Consider the following 15446-nt stretch of genomic DNA (forward strand, 5'->3'; position numbering starts at 1 on the left):
CTACCATGCCGCGACGGTAGCGGCGGATAGCGGTGTCGTTCTATCGTTGCCAGAGCGGGTCTTGGTCAAACCGTGCAATGACGAGACCGCCGCCGCAATGCTCGCAAGGACGAGGATCGGCTACGTGTGCTTCACGTCATGCCAAGCTGATCGTCTGTACTGAATGAACCATCAGGAACAAGTTTAGTATACCATCGCTGCGGCGAGCACATGCTCACGGTGGCGATCCATCCATTCCGACAACCACTGCCCCTGTCCCAACAGCTCAAGGTGGTAATCTGGCTCAGCGTCTGGCGTACTTAAGGTACGGCGCAGATTGCCTTGCAGCCAAATCACTTCCAGTATTGCCGGCAGTGCCTGTGCCTCACTCTTCGACAACGGTGCAATCGCATTATACGCGCTCAGGAAGAGTTGCACCCGCTCAAGATCAAGCGGTGCGCGATACACTCCCCACATAGACCAATTGGGCGGCGGCGGGCCAACTGCCATATCAACCAACCCATCGGCCACATCAACCAGCCGCGCGTCGATGCCGATCTGGTCGTAATCAATTAATGCCGCTACCGCATCACCACGGAAAATGAGGTTATCACGGTGAATGTCGCCGTGAATCAGCACGTGCGGCAGCGCGGCGTAAGCTTCATCACTCAATTGCCGGCGCAAATCGGCGATCCGCCGTTCGTACCAGTGGAGCGTAACGGTCAGGTCTCCCAACAGGTCACGGGTAATCAGGCGCTCGGTCAGACTGCTTAAGCTCGACGGCAGGTAGCGTGGCGGCGGGGGTGGTGGCGGATCGGGAAAGCCGGTCACGGCGCGGTGATAGCTAGCTAACACCCGGCCAATATCGCTCAGTTGGCGCGGGCGGCTGGGGTTAAACTCATCGCCGATGATGAATACACTTAACTCATACACCCGATCATTAAGGATCACCACCGTATCGCCGTTGCGCGCCGGCAACACCCGCGGCGCCGGGAAGCCGCGCTGGCGTAGCCAATCGAGCAGGCGGTGGCGCAACTTGATCGATTGAAACCCAATGTGACGCCGGTTGCGCCGGATGACAAACCGGCCAACCGTGGTCTCAATGAAGGCCGTTTCGTTGATCGCGCCGTGGCTGGCCGGCCGGCTTGATCGTAGCTCGCCGACATCGTAGTATGCCAGTACGCGGGCAATGTCATCATGGGTCAGCATTGAGCATCCTCGTAGCCAAGCTTCCTCCTCAATTGTACCATCAGCAGTATCGAGCAGCGCAGACTGCGCGACGATCCGGTCGTGCTATACTCCTTCGGCGTGAATGAGGTTGAGGGATATTCCAACAAGGACTATGATGGCTACCCTTGCTCAATCGAACATAATCATCTCTCCAAAGCGACTGGCGGCAGAGTCGCTTGTGCTTGCCATTGTGGCTACTGTAGCAGCATTGTGGTTATTTAGTCCTGTGCTCAGGGATTGGACAACCGTTACCGCTTCGAGTGATCAGGAAATTATTCCGGTGAACGACTCGTGGCAGAATGTCTGGATGTTGTGGTGGACGGCGCAAGCAGTGATGAGCGGCCAGTCGCCGTTTCAAACCGATATGCTGTTCTATCCGCTCAAGGTTGATCTGTTTTGGCAAACGTTACAAGTGACGAATGGGCTCTTGGCGTTGCCGGTTACGCTCACCTTTGGGCCGATTGCCGCGTACAACACGGTTGCCCTGCTGACCTTTGTTAGCAGTGCGCTTACGATGTTTTGGTTGGCGCGCTGGCTTGGCGCTTCGGCTTTCGCTGCTGGCGTCGTGGCGATGATCTATGCATTTTCACCATTTCACCTAACGAAATTGTATGATGGCCAGCTCGAAGTGATGAGCATTCAGTATTTTCCCTTGCTGACCTTGGGATTGATCGCGCTTCTGCAGCGCGCAAAAATGCGAATTATTGCATGTCTTCTTGTTGGTGGCCTCATTGTTTGGATTCTTTTGACGAGTCTCTATTATGGTTTATTTGCGCTGATCTATACCGCCGTCGTGGTTGGATGGTATGTGTTGCTGGCGCGCATGCCGTGGCGCGATTATCCTGTCCGGGTTGCGCAACTGATCCTGTTCCTCATCCCTCCCGCCTTGCTGCTGGTGGCGAATCTGGCGAACCTGCCGGTCTCGGCGCCAGAAGTGGCGGCGCTTCGGATGCAAGGTCGTTCGGCGCAACCGATCGACTTTTTGCTGCCGAGTCCATACCATCCGTTGTGGGGGCAGGCCGTGAGTGCATTGCAAGTTCGTTTGCATCCCGGGGTTGGGATGATCAACATTTCGCTGGGGCTGGTCGTTTGGGTGATAGCCCTGATCGGTCTGTTCGGAACATGGCGCGAGCGTCTCACCCGTCTTCACCTTGCGCTCGTCGCAACGTTTCTGATCTTGGCGATGGGGCCGCAATTGGTGTGGAATGGCCAACCCACCGGGATTCCGTTGCCGTTCGGCTTGATTGCCGAATGGCCCGGCGTGCAAGCCGGCCAGCGCCCAAATCATTTCATTATCTTAGCCGCCGTTCATCTCTGTCTGTTAGCGGCCAGTGGCATTGAGACCCTGCTGCGCCGCTATGCAAAGTATCGTTTCGGTCTAGCATGCGGCTTGATCGCCCTCATCGCATTCGATCTCTTCCCCCGTCCCGTGCCCGGCTCTGTGATGGCGCTGAGTCATGCCTATCGGTATATCCCGCCGGGGGCAGGAGCAGTGCTGGAGGTGCCATTTCAGATGGAGTTTGCCAATGCGATGGTTGCCCAAATTCAACATCAGCGCCCGATCCTCGGCGGATATTTGGCGCGTCCGCCGCGCTATCCGTTTGCTGATGCTGAAGGCATTGCACCGCTTTGGCTTGGGGAAGCGCATGCCACCATTCTTACCCGCGATTGGCCGCAACAACTCGTCGAGGTCATGCAGGCGCAGAACATTGAATATGTCATTGTTCACGAGCGGTTGTTGAGTGAGGGCCAGCGGCGTATGGCAGCGCAGTTGGCGACGATTCTCGATCTGGTCTATCGAGACTATCAGACCAGCCTGTATCGGCGTCGTCTTCCTGCCCAGCCTGATGTAACGCTCGTGTTGGGTCATGGCTGGCATGCGCTGGAACAGAACGATGCCGGGGTTCGTTGGCAGTGGACGCAAGCGCGAGCCGAGATTCATGCCTTTAACGCTTTTACTGAGCCAAAACGGGTGTTCCTCCAGATCGAAATGTCAGCGTTTCAACCGCCATCAACCGTCACTATTCGCGGCGCGCAGCCTGAGTTGACCGTCAATGTGTCAACCCAACCCCGACTCTATACGGTCATGCTTACGCTTCCCCCCGGTCATACCACCCTGACCCTCGCTGCCGAGCCAGTTTGGCATTCGCCGGCAGAAGCGCGGCTGGTTGGCGTGATGGTACAAACAATTCAGGCAATGGTCTTGAATACTGGCAATCATCTGCCATAGCCTGTGTTGGTATCACCCGTGCGGCAAATCGAGGCCGTGATGCACATGACGTAATGAATTGCTGAATTGTTTTTGTTGCATGCTATACTAGTGATATGAACTCAGAGCAACATACCGGCCCTTATATCCACCCCACCGTGCGGGTGCCCCTCTCGACTGGCGCGCCGCTGGTCGAAGCAACGTTCGCTTCCCGTTCCGGCCAATTTTTGGTTGAGGCGCAGATGGGTGGGCGGATGGTGCGGGCCCATCTCGCTGATCGTGGTCGCCTGACCGATATGCTCGTGCCCGGCGCCCGTTTGTTGCTTGCCCCGCGCGAAGAAGTTGGCCGTAAGACGGCGTTTCAGGTGGTGGCGGTCTATCAAGGCCACGATTTGGTGTCGCTCGATACCCACTTGCCCAACCGGCTCGTTGCCGCGGCGCTCTCCTTGGGCGCGCTGCCCCAGTTTGCTCGCTATTCCCGCGTGCAACGCGAAGTGCAACTCGGCCCGCACCGGATCGATTTTCGCCTCAGTGAAGGGCTTGATACCTGCTGGCTGGAAGTGAAATCGGTGACACGCGTGGTTGATAATGTTGCTGTTTTTCCCGATGCTCCCACCGAGCGCGGTAGCCACCATCTCGAACTATTGACCAATGCTGCTCGTAATGGGCAACGGTCGGCGGTCGTGTTTATCATTCAGCGTTCGCAAGGGGTGGCGTTTGCGCCTGATGAAACGATCGACCGCGCGTTTAGCCGCGCTTTGCGCACGGCTCGTTCGCTGGGAGTCGAGATGTATGCCTACGTCTGCCCTGTGAGTATGACCGGTGTGACCCTTGGCCGCGAGGTGCCGATCTTTGCGTCGCTCGATGCGGTGCCACTCGAATTGCGGCGAGGGACATAAGGTGGTTTCCTCAAGACCGTAGCTGTGCTGCCAGCAGGTTGCCGAGCGCCTCATTTAAGACTCGATAGCCAGCAGCATTGATGTGCAGGATGTCGTCCCGGTATTGCTCGGCGACGTACCCGCTCTCGTCAGCCAAGATCGCTGCGCTGTCGAAGATCACGACATCCGGCGCCGCCATTGCCCGGATCGCCTGATTCACCTGTTCAATTGCTGCCTGTATCTGCGCCGTTGCTGGATCGAGCCGCTCAAAGGCGTTGGGGCCAAGTCCAAAGATCGTGGTGAGAATCACCCGGCTGCCGTCGCTGCGTGCTTCGTTCACAATTGCGCTCAGATTGGCAATCGTAGTGTGAATAATGTTCTCTTCCTCATGCCCAAACACCGCGAGCGCCGTTAGATCATTGACGCCCACTTGGACAATCACTAGCTTCGGTTTGAGCGAGCTCACGTGCCAGCGGTAACGTAAGCGCGCTTGGGTGCTAGTATGGCCGGGAATGCCGCGGTTGGCGATGGAGTATCCCGCTGGCGCCAGCCACGCTGCGGCCCGCGAGTCGCCAAACAAGACGATTTGTGCTGTTGTTACCGGTTCGCTGCCAAATGTGGTGAGACCTAGCGGGTCAAGCCGGACAAGGTGGAAGAGCCGTTCGTAGTGACGCGCCCGTTGCCACGCCCAGATTCCACCCAAACAGATGGCCCCTGCTAGGGCGAGACCAATGATCCAGAGCCGGCGCTCCATGATGCCATCTCCTCATCTAATCCGCTGGCGCTAATCGCCGCTCTTCCGCCGGTAAGCGTGTCGCGCCGATACCAATTGCGATACACGCGGCACTGCTGACGAAAAAGGCGCTGCCGAACCCAAACGGCCCTACGACCAGTGCCCCAATCAGGGGTGCTACGGCCCGTGCTGCCGAGACGATCGAACTGTCGAGGCCGTACACCGCTCCTTCGCTGCCGCTCGCTGTGTACCGCCCTAACAGCGCGCTCAGCGAGGGGGTGATGCCGCCAATCGCGGCCCCGCTCAGCGCCTGCAACACCAGCAGTTGCCAGACATTCGTCACTAACCCTTGCGGTGCGAACGCCAGTCCTGCCAGTAACGCGCTACTCATCAACACCTGCCGGTGCCCGATCCGGTCGCCGAGCCGGCCAAGCCAGATGGCAGTAGCCGTGCCCGCTGCCGACGAAACGCCAACGATCAGGCCAGTAAAGGCGCTGACCGGATCGCCGGCGTTGAGCAGGCTGGCGATGAAGAGGGGTGCAAACGGCAGCAAGATCGTCTGCGCCAAACTGCTCAGAAATCGCATCCCGTAAGCCGGCCCAATGCCGGGAGTGCGCGCGATGCTTAGCCAGCTCTGCACCATGCTGGTGCGTTGGCGCTGCGACGCCTCCGGTGCCTTCCCGCCTCCGCGCACCCCTACCGTCACCAGTATCCCCGACGCGAGCAAGAGCGCCGCTGTAGTAATGAATGTCGCTCGAAAGCCAAGCGTCTCGGCCATAAGACCGCCAATCAGCGGCCCGGCAGCAGTGCCGCTCCACAAACCCATCTGTAACGTCCCCATCGCAAAGCCCATCCGTTCGCGCGGGGTGACGGTGGCGACCAGCGCATTGGCCGCCGATATGGTGCCAGTAATCATCCCTTGAATCGCGCGCAACAGGGTGAGTTCTTCCGCCGACCGGGCAAACCCCATCAGCAAGAGGATGATCGCGCCGCCGTACATCGCTCGCTCGACCATCAACTTGTAGCCGAGCCGGTCGGCGAGCGATCCCCAGATTGGTGCGGCGATGGCCATCGTGAGCGCCTGCAACGAAAAGACCAACCCGGCCCAGAGCGCTACATCGCCGAACGTAGCTACGCCGAGATAGGCCACGTACAGCGGCAAAAAGGGAAAGATGATCGAAAATCCAATCGCCGACAAAAATTGGGCGATGAACATGATCCAGAGCGTGGTTTGCCAACGTGTCTGCATGTCGTTACGCTGATAGTGTTACATTGTTTGCGGCAAGACCTGCATTGCAAACGCTTCCAACCGGTCAAGGTCATCTAACTCCAGCCACTGCACCATGATCCGCTCAACCCCCGCTTCGGCGAAGGCGTGAATCTGCTCGGCAACTTCATTGGCCGTACCCACCAGAATCCCGCGCACGCGCAGCGCAACCCGATCACGTCCGGCCAGCAGTCGCTCGACTTCCGCGTTATCGCGCCCAAACACCGATCCGATCATCAGCGACCGCCGCACCGCTGCGCGCGGTCTGCCGGCGGCGGCCAACAGTTCATCAAGCTTGGCGTTAAGTTCGGCGAACCGCGCCGGTGGCACGAAGACCGCGTTCCACTCATCGGCGTATTGCGCGGTGAGGGCAAGCGTGCGCTTTTCGCCGTTGCCCCCAATCACGATCGGCGGCCCTTTCGGTCGTTGCGGACGCGGGAGTAAGATCGCATCGCGCAGTTGGTAATATTCGCCGATCCACGTTACCGGCGTATCGCTGCGTAATAGGCGCGTCACCACCTCTAGCCCTTCGGTGAAGCGTTGGAATCGTTCCTTGACCGGCAGCAAATCAAAGCCGAACATCGTATGTTCGCGCTCTTGCCATCCCGCTCCCAAGCCGAGCTGAAGCCTGCCGCCAGACAGATCATCGACTGCGACGGCCATCCGCGCCGTGAGCGCCGGGTGGCGAAACGAGACCGGCGAGACCAGTGGCCCGAATTCAATCCGTTTGGTGTGCGAAGCCAGCCATGCCAGCGAGATCCACAGTTCGAGTGATTCTTTTTCCGGCGGATTGGCGTTGGTGAAGTGATCAGAGCGGTAAAGACCGGCAAAGCCGAGGTCTTCGGCGGCTTGCGCCAGCCGCTGCCAGCGCGGCCACGTCAGCCCGTTTTGGCCTTCGATCATGAGGGCGATCTCAATCGGCATGCATGTGCTCCTCTTGGGGCATAGCGCCGCTATGCCCAATGGGGCAGAGCAGCGCTCTGCCCGTACAATGATGGTATAGTATCAGGGTGCCGCGTGGCGGCGTCGTTGCTAGTATACCGCGAAAAATAGTTGATGCGTCCATTTTTTGTCTACGGAACGTTAAAGCGGGGACAATCGAATTATGCCCGCCTGTTGGCCGGGCAGACGGTGAGCGAGACGCCGGCTTGGTTGCCCGGCGCTGCGCTCTATACCGCCGGCCCGTACCCGTTTCTCGTCCGGGCGGTTGATCTGGTGCCGCCGGGTTCGACCGTTTTCGGTGAGCTGATGGAAGTGGCGCCGGCCCAGTATCAGCCGGTGTTGGCGCTGCTCGATGAGTTAGAGGATTTTATGCCCGGTCGCGCCGGCAATCTCTATGAGCGAGTTGTCATAACGGTGCAGACCGCGACCGGCCCGCGTGAGGCGTGGGTCTATGTCGCTGGCGCCGGCGCTGAAGAGGCGATCCGGCAAGGACGATTACGGTTCATTGCTGGCGGCGTGTGGTGAGCCGCCTTGAAGGAGAGGTGAAATGGCCCAACGCATTGTCAACGTCGGTTTGGTGCAGATGCGCTGCACCGCCGATCCGGAAACCAATATGGCCGCGGCGGAGGCCGGCATTCGCGCTGCTGCGGCCCAAGGCGCGCAGATCGTGTGCTTGCCTGAGCTGTTCCGTTCACTGTACTTTTGCCAGAGCGAAGATCACGCCAACTTCGCGCTGGCCGAGCCGGTGCCCGGCCCGAGCACTGAACGTCTGAGCAAGCTGGCGGCTGAGTTGGGGGTAGTGATCGTCGCCAGTCTGTTCGAGAAGCGGGCCGAAGGTCTTTACCACAACACGGCGGCGGTGATCGACGCTGATGGCCGCTATCTGGGCAAGTATCGCAAGATGCACATTCCCGATGACCCCCTCTTCTACGAGAAGTTTTACTTTACGCCGGGTGATTTGGGCTTTAAGGTCTTCAAGACCCGCTACGCCCGCATCGGGGTGCTCATCTGCTGGGATCAGTGGTATCCCGAAGCGGCCCGCCTCACGGCCCTGCGCGGCGCTGATATTCTTTGCTATCCGACCGCGATTGGCTGGCATCCTGCCGAAAAAGCCGAGTATGGCGTCGCCCAACACCAAAGCTGGGAAACCATCCAGCGTTCGCACGGGATTGCCAACGGTTGCTATGTAGTGAGCATCAATCGCACCGGCCACGAAGGCGATCCGTCCGGCGGGATCGAGTTTTGGGGCCAGAGCTTTATCTCTGACCCGTCGGGCACGATCATTGGCCGTGCCCCGGTTGACGAGCCAGCCGTGCTGGTTGCCCCGGTCGATCTGGGTAAGATCGATGTGCAACGCACCCATTGGCCGTTTCTGCGCGATCGCCGGATCGATGCCTACGGCGAGATTACCCGCCGCTATATCGATAAGGAGGAGGTGTGATGGCGACTCCTGCCGAACTTGGATATTTCATGCCTGCCGAATGGGAGCCGCATCAAGCGACGTGGTTGTCGTGGCCGCATAAAGAAGCGAGCTGGCCGGGGATTATCGACCGGATCTGGCCGGTCTACGCGCGCTTTGTCGCCGAGTTGGCCCGCGGCGAGACGGTGCATATCAATGTCAACGATGCGGTGATGGCCGCGCAGGCCCGCGCATTTTTGGCCGAGGCCGGTGCGAGCGGCGATATTCGTTTGCACGAGTTCCCAACCAACGACGCATGGTGCCGCGATCACGGCGCAATCTTTGTCGTGCGCAATGGCCCCAATGGGCGCGAATTGGCCGCAACCGATTGGGAGTTCAATGCGTGGGGTGAGAAGTACCCGCCCTACGATCTCGACAACCAAATTCCGGCCCGCATGGCCGAATATCTCGGCGTACCGCGCTTCCGCGGCGAGATGGTGCTCGAAGGCGGCTCGATCGATGTCGATGGCAATGGTCTGCTGCTCACCTCCGAGCAATGTCTGCTCAACCCCAACCGCAACCCGCATCTCGACCGGGCCGCGATCGAGCAACGCTTGCGCGAGATGCTCGGCGTGCATACGATCCTCTGGCTCGGCGAGGGCATTGTAGGCGATGACACCGATGGCCACATCGACGACATTGCCCGCTTCGTCGCGCCGAGCACGGTCGTCGCCGCCGTCGAAGAGGATCCCAGCGACGAGAACTACCATGCCTTGCAAGACAATCTCCGTCGCCTGCAACTCATGCGCGACGCCGCCGGCAAGCCGCTCACGGTGCTCACCATCCCGATGCCGCCGCCGGTTGTCTTCCAAGGCCAGCGCCTGCCGGCTTCGTACGCCAATTTCTACATCGCCAATCATGCTGTGATCGTGCCAACCTTCAACCATCCCAACGACCACCGTGCCTGCGAGGTCTTGCAGCGTTGCTTCCCCGACCGGCGCGTGGTAGGTATTGACGCTACTGATGTCATCTGGGGGTTAGGTTCATGGCACTGCCTCAGCCAGCAAGTGCCGGCAACCGGTTAGGATCGTGTAGTCGCAATCCTTGCGATCCTCTCGCCCCGATTGTCATTGCGTGCCGCGTAGCGGGGCAATGCAACGCATTGCCCCGCCCGACCGCAGCAATCTCTCTTGCCCCGATTGTCATTGCGTGCCGCGTAGGGGCAATGCAACGCATTGCCCCGCCCGACCGCAGCAATCACCCTTGCCCCGATTGTCATTGCGTGCCGCGTAGCGGGGCAATGCAACGCATTGCCCCGCCCGACCGCAGCAATCTCCCGCTTCAGCGGAGCGCATGCCTGAGCGGGTGTTTCCCGTGCTCGCGGGAGAGTGTTTCGGGCGCTGCGCGTCCTCGCAGTGACAAAGCGTCACGCTCACGTAATGATAGGGGGCGAAAGTGCCTTCCACTCACCTCATCTTCCTTGCTCAATCACCTCGCGGATGCGATCGTGTGGTTCAATCACCAACACACCGGCGGAACGGGCCGCCGGAACCAGTTCCGCCGGTTCAAGCACGCAGAGCAAGGGGTTATCGCCGCCGAGGGTGCGATGATCGGCGGCGCTGAGGCAGAAAAGATCGAATGTACCCATAATATAGCGGGGTAGTTCGAGCACACCACTTGCTCCCGGCGCTAGTTCGATCCAGCGATCCATCGCGGGGATGCTCACCACCATCGCCTCGCTCGCGGTATTGCGGATAGTCAGCGCCGGTTCGTGGGCAGGCGGCAGTGAGATGCTTACCGGTTTACAACCGTTGGCAGCGACGGCAAGATCAACTGCCGGCGCTGGCGCAGTGCATGCGCTCTGCAGTATGGTGCTTACCAATAAGATTGTGAACCATTGGGCAATTTGGCGCATCGCCTCCTCTACAGTTGTCTTGTTTACCGGCACTGCTGAATCACCGGCACGAACACGCGATGCTCAGCATTCGCCAGACCTGCTTCTTCCGCTGAGAGCACCGGCGGCAAATCCGGGCCCCGGACAATGCCGAGCGGCGTGTATGACCCTAAGCCGGGAAAGACCGTTCCCAGCCTAGGATTGCCCAACCGGCGGATCAAGATCTCACTCAGCACCTGCCGGAAGTCGGTCGTAATCTGCAAGTCTTGCCGTTTATCGAGCTGGTCGGGATGCAACCCCGGCCATGTGCCATAGACTTTGCGCCCATTCACATTGCCGCCGAGCACCATCATCACGTTACCGTGCCCGTGATCGGTGCCGTTCGACTGGTTGCGCCCCAGCCGGCGGCCAAATTCGCTCAACACCACGATCGTCAGGCGCGAGTGATACATCGCCAGATCGTTGTAGAACGCACCAATCCCTTGCGAGAGGGTGCCGAGCCGGTCAGGCAGATAGCCGCTGCCATCGCTGTTCGCCTGCGATTCGTGCGTATCCCAGCCGCCGAAGTCGATCGTCGCCACTTGCAAACCGATCTCGGCTTTGATCAACTGGGCCACTGTCTTGAGCGCATCGCCAAAGCTTCCCGATGGATACGCAATACTGCTGGTGGGGTTATAGCTGCCCATGTTCCGCATCAGATCGATCACTTGCGTCACCCGCCGGCCAGCCGGAGCCAGCGGGTTGATCGTGCTGCGGTTGTACATCTCGCGGAGCGTGGTCAAGAACGGATAATTCTCATCGGGGCGGTTGTAGCGCCAGTGCGTGCTACCTGTGAAACTACTCGGCGATGTCATCGCGACTGCCGCCGCGTAATTGAGCAATGAAGCCGGTGTAGCAGTGTTCGCTGCTACTGCCGGCAGCAAACTGCTCGCGCCGCCTTGCGATTGCAAGTGGCGCGTAATCCAGCCGCTGCTGGTCGTTTTGTTGCCCGGCGTCCCGCGCTCGATGTAGTCCATCGCATCAAAATGGCTGCGGGTGTCGTCATCTAACCCGCAGGCATGGATCAAAGCCAGATGGCCGCTGTTGTAGAGATCGCGCAGATGCGGCATCTTGCTATTGAGGCCGAAGCTGTTCGCGTTGTACGAAGGGTTGTAAGTGTCGATGCGCAACGGCGCGTTGGCGCCGCTCAACGGCAACGCGAGCGATTCGCGCGCCGTGCGGTAGTGGCTATCGTCGTAGGGGATCAGCAGGCTGAGGCCGTCGCAACCGCCACGCAGAAAGATTTGCACAAAGATCTCATTGGTTGCTTGCGGCTGGGCCGGCTCGGCGAAGGCCAAGTGGCCGATCCGGGCCGCCGCCATCGCGGCGATCGCAGCGCTACAACCCATCAGAAACTCGCGGCGTGTCCATTGCATCGTAGGGTTCTCCTTGGATGGGGCGCTGCTTACCGCAGCCAGAATTCGGGACTCATCGCCAACAGTTGCACCATCGTGTTGATTCGATCACGCACCGCTTCGGCGCTGCCCCAATCGGGCGCGCCGCGCAACGGTTGTGGCGGCTGATTTGGATCGCCGCCTTGGGCAAGGAAGTTAATCAGGAGCATGCGCAGATCACCGGTGGGCGTGTAGGTCAGCATCCGCTGGAGCCAGAAATCAACAATCCCGGCGCACGAAAGGCCGGCAGGGGTTTGGCCCACGATGTCGATGCCAACATTCCCGCCCCACGATTGGGGGATGGTGTAAAAGCAATTCCACGATCGCAGCAGTGCATTAGTGTTGGCCCAATACTCGGCCCGATCGGGATGGCCGTCGGCGTATCCCACCCAAACAGGCGATGACCGGTCTGATCAACGTTCCAGAACAGACTCTGCCAATAGTTGCCTCTGGTGGCATCCCCATCGACCGCAGCGACATCACTTGGGAGATTGGCATTCGTGGCCCGTAAGAAGGCCCAAATCGCTTCCAATGGCCGGCGCACTTTGCTCCCAAAGGTGTTCTTGGCCTCCGGCGACAGCAAAATCGTCTCCACCACGCGCCGGATCTGGTCGGGCGAATCGCGGTGCTCCATCCAGACCGTATAAGCGGCATTGATGAGCGTCTCTGGTGGGTCGTCAGCCACCAGCCGCTGGCAGAGCTTTTTGCACAGGTGACGCCCTGTGCCGGGGTGACGGGCCACGAGGCGCAGCGCAGCCTCACCGTCACGTTGCGCGCCGTTGTTGAAGGGGAAATTAGGCGCCGGCGGGATGCCGGGGAGCGGCGCCGGCGCGAGCACCGTTTTCGGAGAGTTGTCGTGCCACGCTTCCATCAGGTAAAACGCGCCGGTGTTCGGTCTCCCATCGCGCCCGTTGGCGATCGTCCAACCGGTCAGGCAGCGCGATGCTTCATAGACGTCGTAGTCGATGTACGCCGCGGCAAACCGTTCGCTACCGTATTCGACGACCGGAATATTTTCGCGTTGGTCGTAGAACTTGAGATAATGATCACTGCCAAGAGTATGCAACTCGAAGAGTTCGCGAGCAAAGTTTTCATTGCCGCCCTCGCCGCCACCCGCTTTGTTGCTCACATTGTCGAGGTAGTACATCATTGCTACGCTCTTGGTGACATCGAGCAACATCGCGTTAAAATTGCCGAGGGCATGGGTGCGGATGATCCGGTCATAATCTGGCCACGTTGCGGCAATGTTCGAGTCGGAGTCGGCCCGCACATTGAAGTGGTTGTGCCAAAAATCGACTATCACCTCAAAGAGCTGCCGCCGGCTGCATACCGCCCGAATCCACGTTGCCACCCGCACCTCATCATAGGGGCGCATCCGTTCCGCCCAAGCCAAATCGGGTACCACCCGATTCTGCCAGAGCGATTCACGGGAAGCGTTGAGCCAATTCAGCGGGCGGATTTCATTCGTCGTCCGGCTGTTATAGGTGTAACGAATCTTGAGTTGGGTTGCGGCAATCCGGTTTGCGCAAGGAGTATTATCAATCGTAGTATAGTTGAGTTGCTGGCGTACCCAATTGTCAAACCGCTCTTCGTCAGTTGCTCCCGGTGTAGCATCGTACATCGCCATCAGTTCAGGACTGGGGCCGAAGGCCAAACGGCGCATAGCGATGGTACGGAGCGAAGCAGGCTGAATGTACGAACAAGCAGCAGCCGGTGGAGCGGGTGTTCCTATGGCGGCAAAGCCAGCGGCGGCCAATCAGGCTAGCAATACCGCGCCGCTTTCGAGGACATCGCGTCGGGTAAGTTCCATGCAGTGTTGTCCTGATAGGGCAGTCTTGATACTATTGTTACGTAAGCGTGTTTCTTGTTATCTTTTCCGAGCGTTGTTGCGATCCGTTGATCTCAAAAGAGATAACAATCTGATCTAACAATAATGTAATCTTGATCCAAGAACTCTGGAATCACCTGAAAGTACTATCTCTGTTGTGAGCGAAAGGCCAACACTGTGCAGATTGCCATTGTCGGGGGCGGGATTGGTGGTCTGACCGCGGCGATCGCATTGCAACAGCGCGGTTTTTCCGTGCGGGTGTACGAGGCGGCGGCGGCATGGCAGCCAGTTGGCAAGGGCATCTGGTTGCCAACGAACGCGCTACAGGCCCTTGATCGACTTGGGTTGAGCGCGGCGCTGATCAGCCGCGGTTGTGCGCTGGCTACGATTGACATTGGTGATTGTCGTGACGGATTGATCCAACGGATCGATCTTCGCCCGTTTACCGAGCGGTTAGGGTTTCCGACCCTCTCGATCCGGCGGGCCGATTTGCAGCAAGTCTTGCGCGATCACTTGTTGCCGGGAACCTGCCAGCTTGATCGCCGATGTACTGGTTTGATTCAAGACGATCAGCGTGTGACGATTCATTTTGCCGATGGTTCTAAGGCAGTTACCGATCTCCTCATTGGGGCGGATGGCCTGCATTCGGTTATTCGCCAAACGCTCTTTCCCAGCATTGCTGTGAGGTATAGCGGGCAAACTTGCCTACGTGGCATTGCCTCGTTCACGTTGCCGTCCCAATTGGCTCATACCTGTCAAGAATGGTGGGGCGGCTCCCACAGGTTTGGCTTTTCAGCCATCGCTACGCAACAGGTGTACTGGTTTGCGCCCCTGCTGGCGCCGGCGGGAGGAAATGAAACCCAAGAAACGCTTCAGTTAGCGAAATGTTATGTTGCATTTCCCCAACCAGTGCCAACTTTGCTTCACCATACGCCGCCTGCCGAGATCATCCGCACCGATCTCTACGAATTGCCGTCGCTGCCGCGTTGGTGGCAGCGGCGCGTGGTATTGCTTGGCGACGCGGCCCATGCAATGACGCCGAATCTTGGTCAAGGCGGTGCGCAGGCGATTGAAGATGCAGTTGTATTGGCCGATTACATCAGCAAGCTCCCCTTATTTGAAGCGTTGCATGCGTATGAACAAGCGCGCCGGCCGCGTGTCGAGCGCATTGCCCGCACTGCGCGCTTGTTCGGCCAGATCGCGCATATCCGTTCAGTTCACGTCCAATGGCTACGAAACAGGATATTACGGCTCACGCCTGCTTGGTTAAGCCAACGGCAGCTCGATTGGCTCTATCGATTTCGCGAATGAACGAGCACATCGTGCATCTATGCATTGCGAACTGCGGTAGTTCATGACCGCATTCCATATCAGAGAGGTGTGAGTAGGGATGCCGCCGATGAGGGTGCCATAGCGTGCTGCGTGCGCGCCCAAGCCAAAGAGCGCCATCCGGCGCGTGAGCGCGAAAACACAACACCCCTCATCCGGTGGGATGAGGGGTGAGGAGGTTGGCACCTGAACAGGCACGCGTGGTGATGGGCCGCGCCGTAGTAGGATTGAGCAGTATGTGGGATTTGCTCCCTAGAAAGGAGGTGATCCAGCCGCACCTTCCGGTACGGCTACCTTGTTACGACTTCGTCCCAGTCGCGGCTCC

At 59.2% G+C, this 15446-nt stretch carries 12 protein-coding genes, 1 rRNA gene and 1 pseudogene; 6 read left to right on the top strand and 8 right to left on the bottom strand.

The window, feature by feature from the left end; all coding sequences use genetic code 11:
- Positions 1–183: 183 nt before the first annotated feature.
- Entirely contained in the window at positions 184–1188 is a 1005-nt protein-coding gene (locus A6A03_RS15000; RefSeq protein WP_066789916.1) for a homoserine kinase, read from the bottom strand.
- 199 nt (positions 1189–1387) lie between these two features.
- Here A6A03_RS15000 and A6A03_RS15005 point away from each other — a divergent pair, with 199 nt between their 5' ends.
- Positions 1388–3439, top strand: coding sequence for a hypothetical protein (locus A6A03_RS15005; RefSeq protein ID WP_156525355.1), 2052 nt, complete (start codon positions 1388–1390; stop codon positions 3437–3439).
- Positions 3440–3534: 95 nt separating this feature from the next.
- On the top strand, positions 3535–4317 hold the full coding sequence (gene sfsA, locus A6A03_RS15010; protein ID WP_066789920.1) for a DNA/RNA nuclease SfsA: 783 nt from the start codon (positions 3535–3537) through the stop codon (positions 4315–4317).
- A gap of 10 nt (positions 4318–4327) precedes the next feature.
- Here the strand turns inward: sfsA and A6A03_RS15015 are convergent, their stop codons facing one another.
- Genes A6A03_RS15015 through A6A03_RS15025 form a run of 3 tightly spaced genes read right to left on the bottom strand, consistent with a single transcriptional unit; the run spans position 4328 to position 7220 of the window.
- A complete protein-coding gene (locus A6A03_RS15015) occupies positions 4328–5050 on the bottom strand; it encodes an SGNH/GDSL hydrolase family protein (RefSeq protein ID WP_066789922.1) in 723 nt (240 codons plus the stop codon).
- Positions 5051–5066: 16 nt separating this feature from the next.
- Positions 5067–6278: an MFS transporter gene (locus A6A03_RS15020; RefSeq protein WP_066789924.1), complete on the bottom strand. Its 1212-nt coding sequence runs from the start codon at positions 6276–6278 to the stop codon at positions 5067–5069.
- An 18-nt stretch (positions 6279–6296) separates the two neighbouring features.
- The gene (locus A6A03_RS15025) at positions 6297–7220 is read right to left on the bottom strand and encodes an LLM class F420-dependent oxidoreductase (protein ID WP_066789926.1); all 924 of its coding nucleotides are present in this window, start codon (positions 7218–7220) and stop codon (positions 6297–6299) included.
- Between the two features lie 132 nt (positions 7221–7352).
- Here A6A03_RS15025 and A6A03_RS15030 point away from each other — a divergent pair, with 132 nt between their 5' ends.
- The 3 genes from A6A03_RS15030 to A6A03_RS15040 are packed head-to-tail and all read left to right on the top strand — an operon-like array spanning position 7353 to position 9722.
- Positions 7353–7763: a gamma-glutamylcyclotransferase family protein gene (locus A6A03_RS15030; protein ID WP_066789927.1), complete on the top strand. Its 411-nt coding sequence runs from the start codon at positions 7353–7355 to the stop codon at positions 7761–7763.
- A gap of 22 nt (positions 7764–7785) precedes the next feature.
- Positions 7786–8679, top strand: a complete 894-nt coding sequence (locus A6A03_RS15035) for a carbon-nitrogen hydrolase (RefSeq protein ID WP_066789929.1) — start codon at positions 7786–7788, stop codon at positions 8677–8679.
- A complete protein-coding gene (locus A6A03_RS15040; RefSeq protein WP_066789931.1) occupies positions 8679–9722 on the top strand; it encodes an agmatine deiminase family protein in 1044 nt (347 codons plus the stop codon). Before A6A03_RS15035 ends, A6A03_RS15040 begins: the two co-directional genes overlap by 1 nt.
- A gap of 386 nt (positions 9723–10108) precedes the next feature.
- Here the strand turns inward: A6A03_RS15040 and A6A03_RS15045 are convergent, their stop codons facing one another.
- The 3 genes and pseudogenes from A6A03_RS15045 to A6A03_RS15055 form a co-directional block, all read right to left on the bottom strand.
- Positions 10109–10552, bottom strand: a complete 444-nt coding sequence (locus A6A03_RS15045; RefSeq protein ID WP_245669011.1) for a cupredoxin domain-containing protein — start codon at positions 10550–10552, stop codon at positions 10109–10111.
- Between the two features lie 23 nt (positions 10553–10575).
- Positions 10576–11946: a DUF1501 domain-containing protein gene (locus A6A03_RS15050; RefSeq protein ID WP_066789934.1), complete on the bottom strand. Its 1371-nt coding sequence runs from the start codon at positions 11944–11946 to the stop codon at positions 10576–10578.
- Between the two features lie 29 nt (positions 11947–11975).
- A pseudogene (locus A6A03_RS15055) lies at positions 11976–13627 on the bottom strand (DUF1800 domain-containing protein).
- A gap of 342 nt (positions 13628–13969) precedes the next feature.
- Between A6A03_RS15055 and A6A03_RS15060 the strand changes: the two are divergent.
- The gene (locus A6A03_RS15060; RefSeq protein ID WP_066789936.1) at positions 13970–15103 is read left to right on the top strand and encodes an FAD-dependent monooxygenase; all 1134 of its coding nucleotides are present in this window, start codon (positions 13970–13972) and stop codon (positions 15101–15103) included.
- Positions 15104–15377: 274 nt separating this feature from the next.
- On the opposite strand, the gene A6A03_RS15065 is transcribed toward A6A03_RS15060, so the two are convergent.
- Positions 15378–15446 (bottom strand): 16S ribosomal RNA (locus A6A03_RS15065); the annotation flags it as partial.

Origin of the sequence: Chloroflexus islandicus (genome assembly GCF_001650695.1) — a bacterium.
Lineage (GTDB): Bacteria > Chloroflexota > Chloroflexia > Chloroflexales > Chloroflexaceae > Chloroflexus > Chloroflexus islandicus.

Bases quoted from the DNA above. Each gene is read 5' to 3' on its own strand.
- A6A03_RS15000 (WP_066789916.1), bottom strand. From the start codon at position 1,188: ATGCTGACCCATGATGACATTGCCCGCGTACTGGCATACTACGATGTC.
- sfsA (WP_066789920.1), top strand. From the start codon at position 3,535: ATGAACTCAGAGCAACATACCGGCCCTTATATCCACCCCACCGTGCGG.
- A6A03_RS15015 (WP_066789922.1), bottom strand. From the start codon at position 5,050: ATGGAGCGCCGGCTCTGGATCATTGGTCTCGCCCTAGCAGGGGCCATC.
- A6A03_RS15020 (WP_066789924.1), bottom strand. From the start codon at position 6,278: ATGCAGACACGTTGGCAAACCACGCTCTGGATCATGTTCATCGCCCAA.
- A6A03_RS15025 (WP_066789926.1), bottom strand. From the start codon at position 7,220: ATGCCGATTGAGATCGCCCTCATGATCGAAGGCCAAAACGGGCTGACG.
- A6A03_RS15030 (WP_066789927.1), top strand. From the start codon at position 7,353: ATGCGTCCATTTTTTGTCTACGGAACGTTAAAGCGGGGACAATCGAAT.
- A6A03_RS15035 (WP_066789929.1), top strand. From the start codon at position 7,786: ATGGCCCAACGCATTGTCAACGTCGGTTTGGTGCAGATGCGCTGCACC.
- A6A03_RS15040 (WP_066789931.1), top strand. From the start codon at position 8,679: ATGGCGACTCCTGCCGAACTTGGATATTTCATGCCTGCCGAATGGGAG.
- A6A03_RS15045 (WP_245669011.1), bottom strand. From the start codon at position 10,552: ATGCGCCAAATTGCCCAATGGTTCACAATCTTATTGGTAAGCACCATA.
- A6A03_RS15050 (WP_066789934.1), bottom strand. From the start codon at position 11,946: ATGCAATGGACACGCCGCGAGTTTCTGATGGGTTGTAGCGCTGCGATC.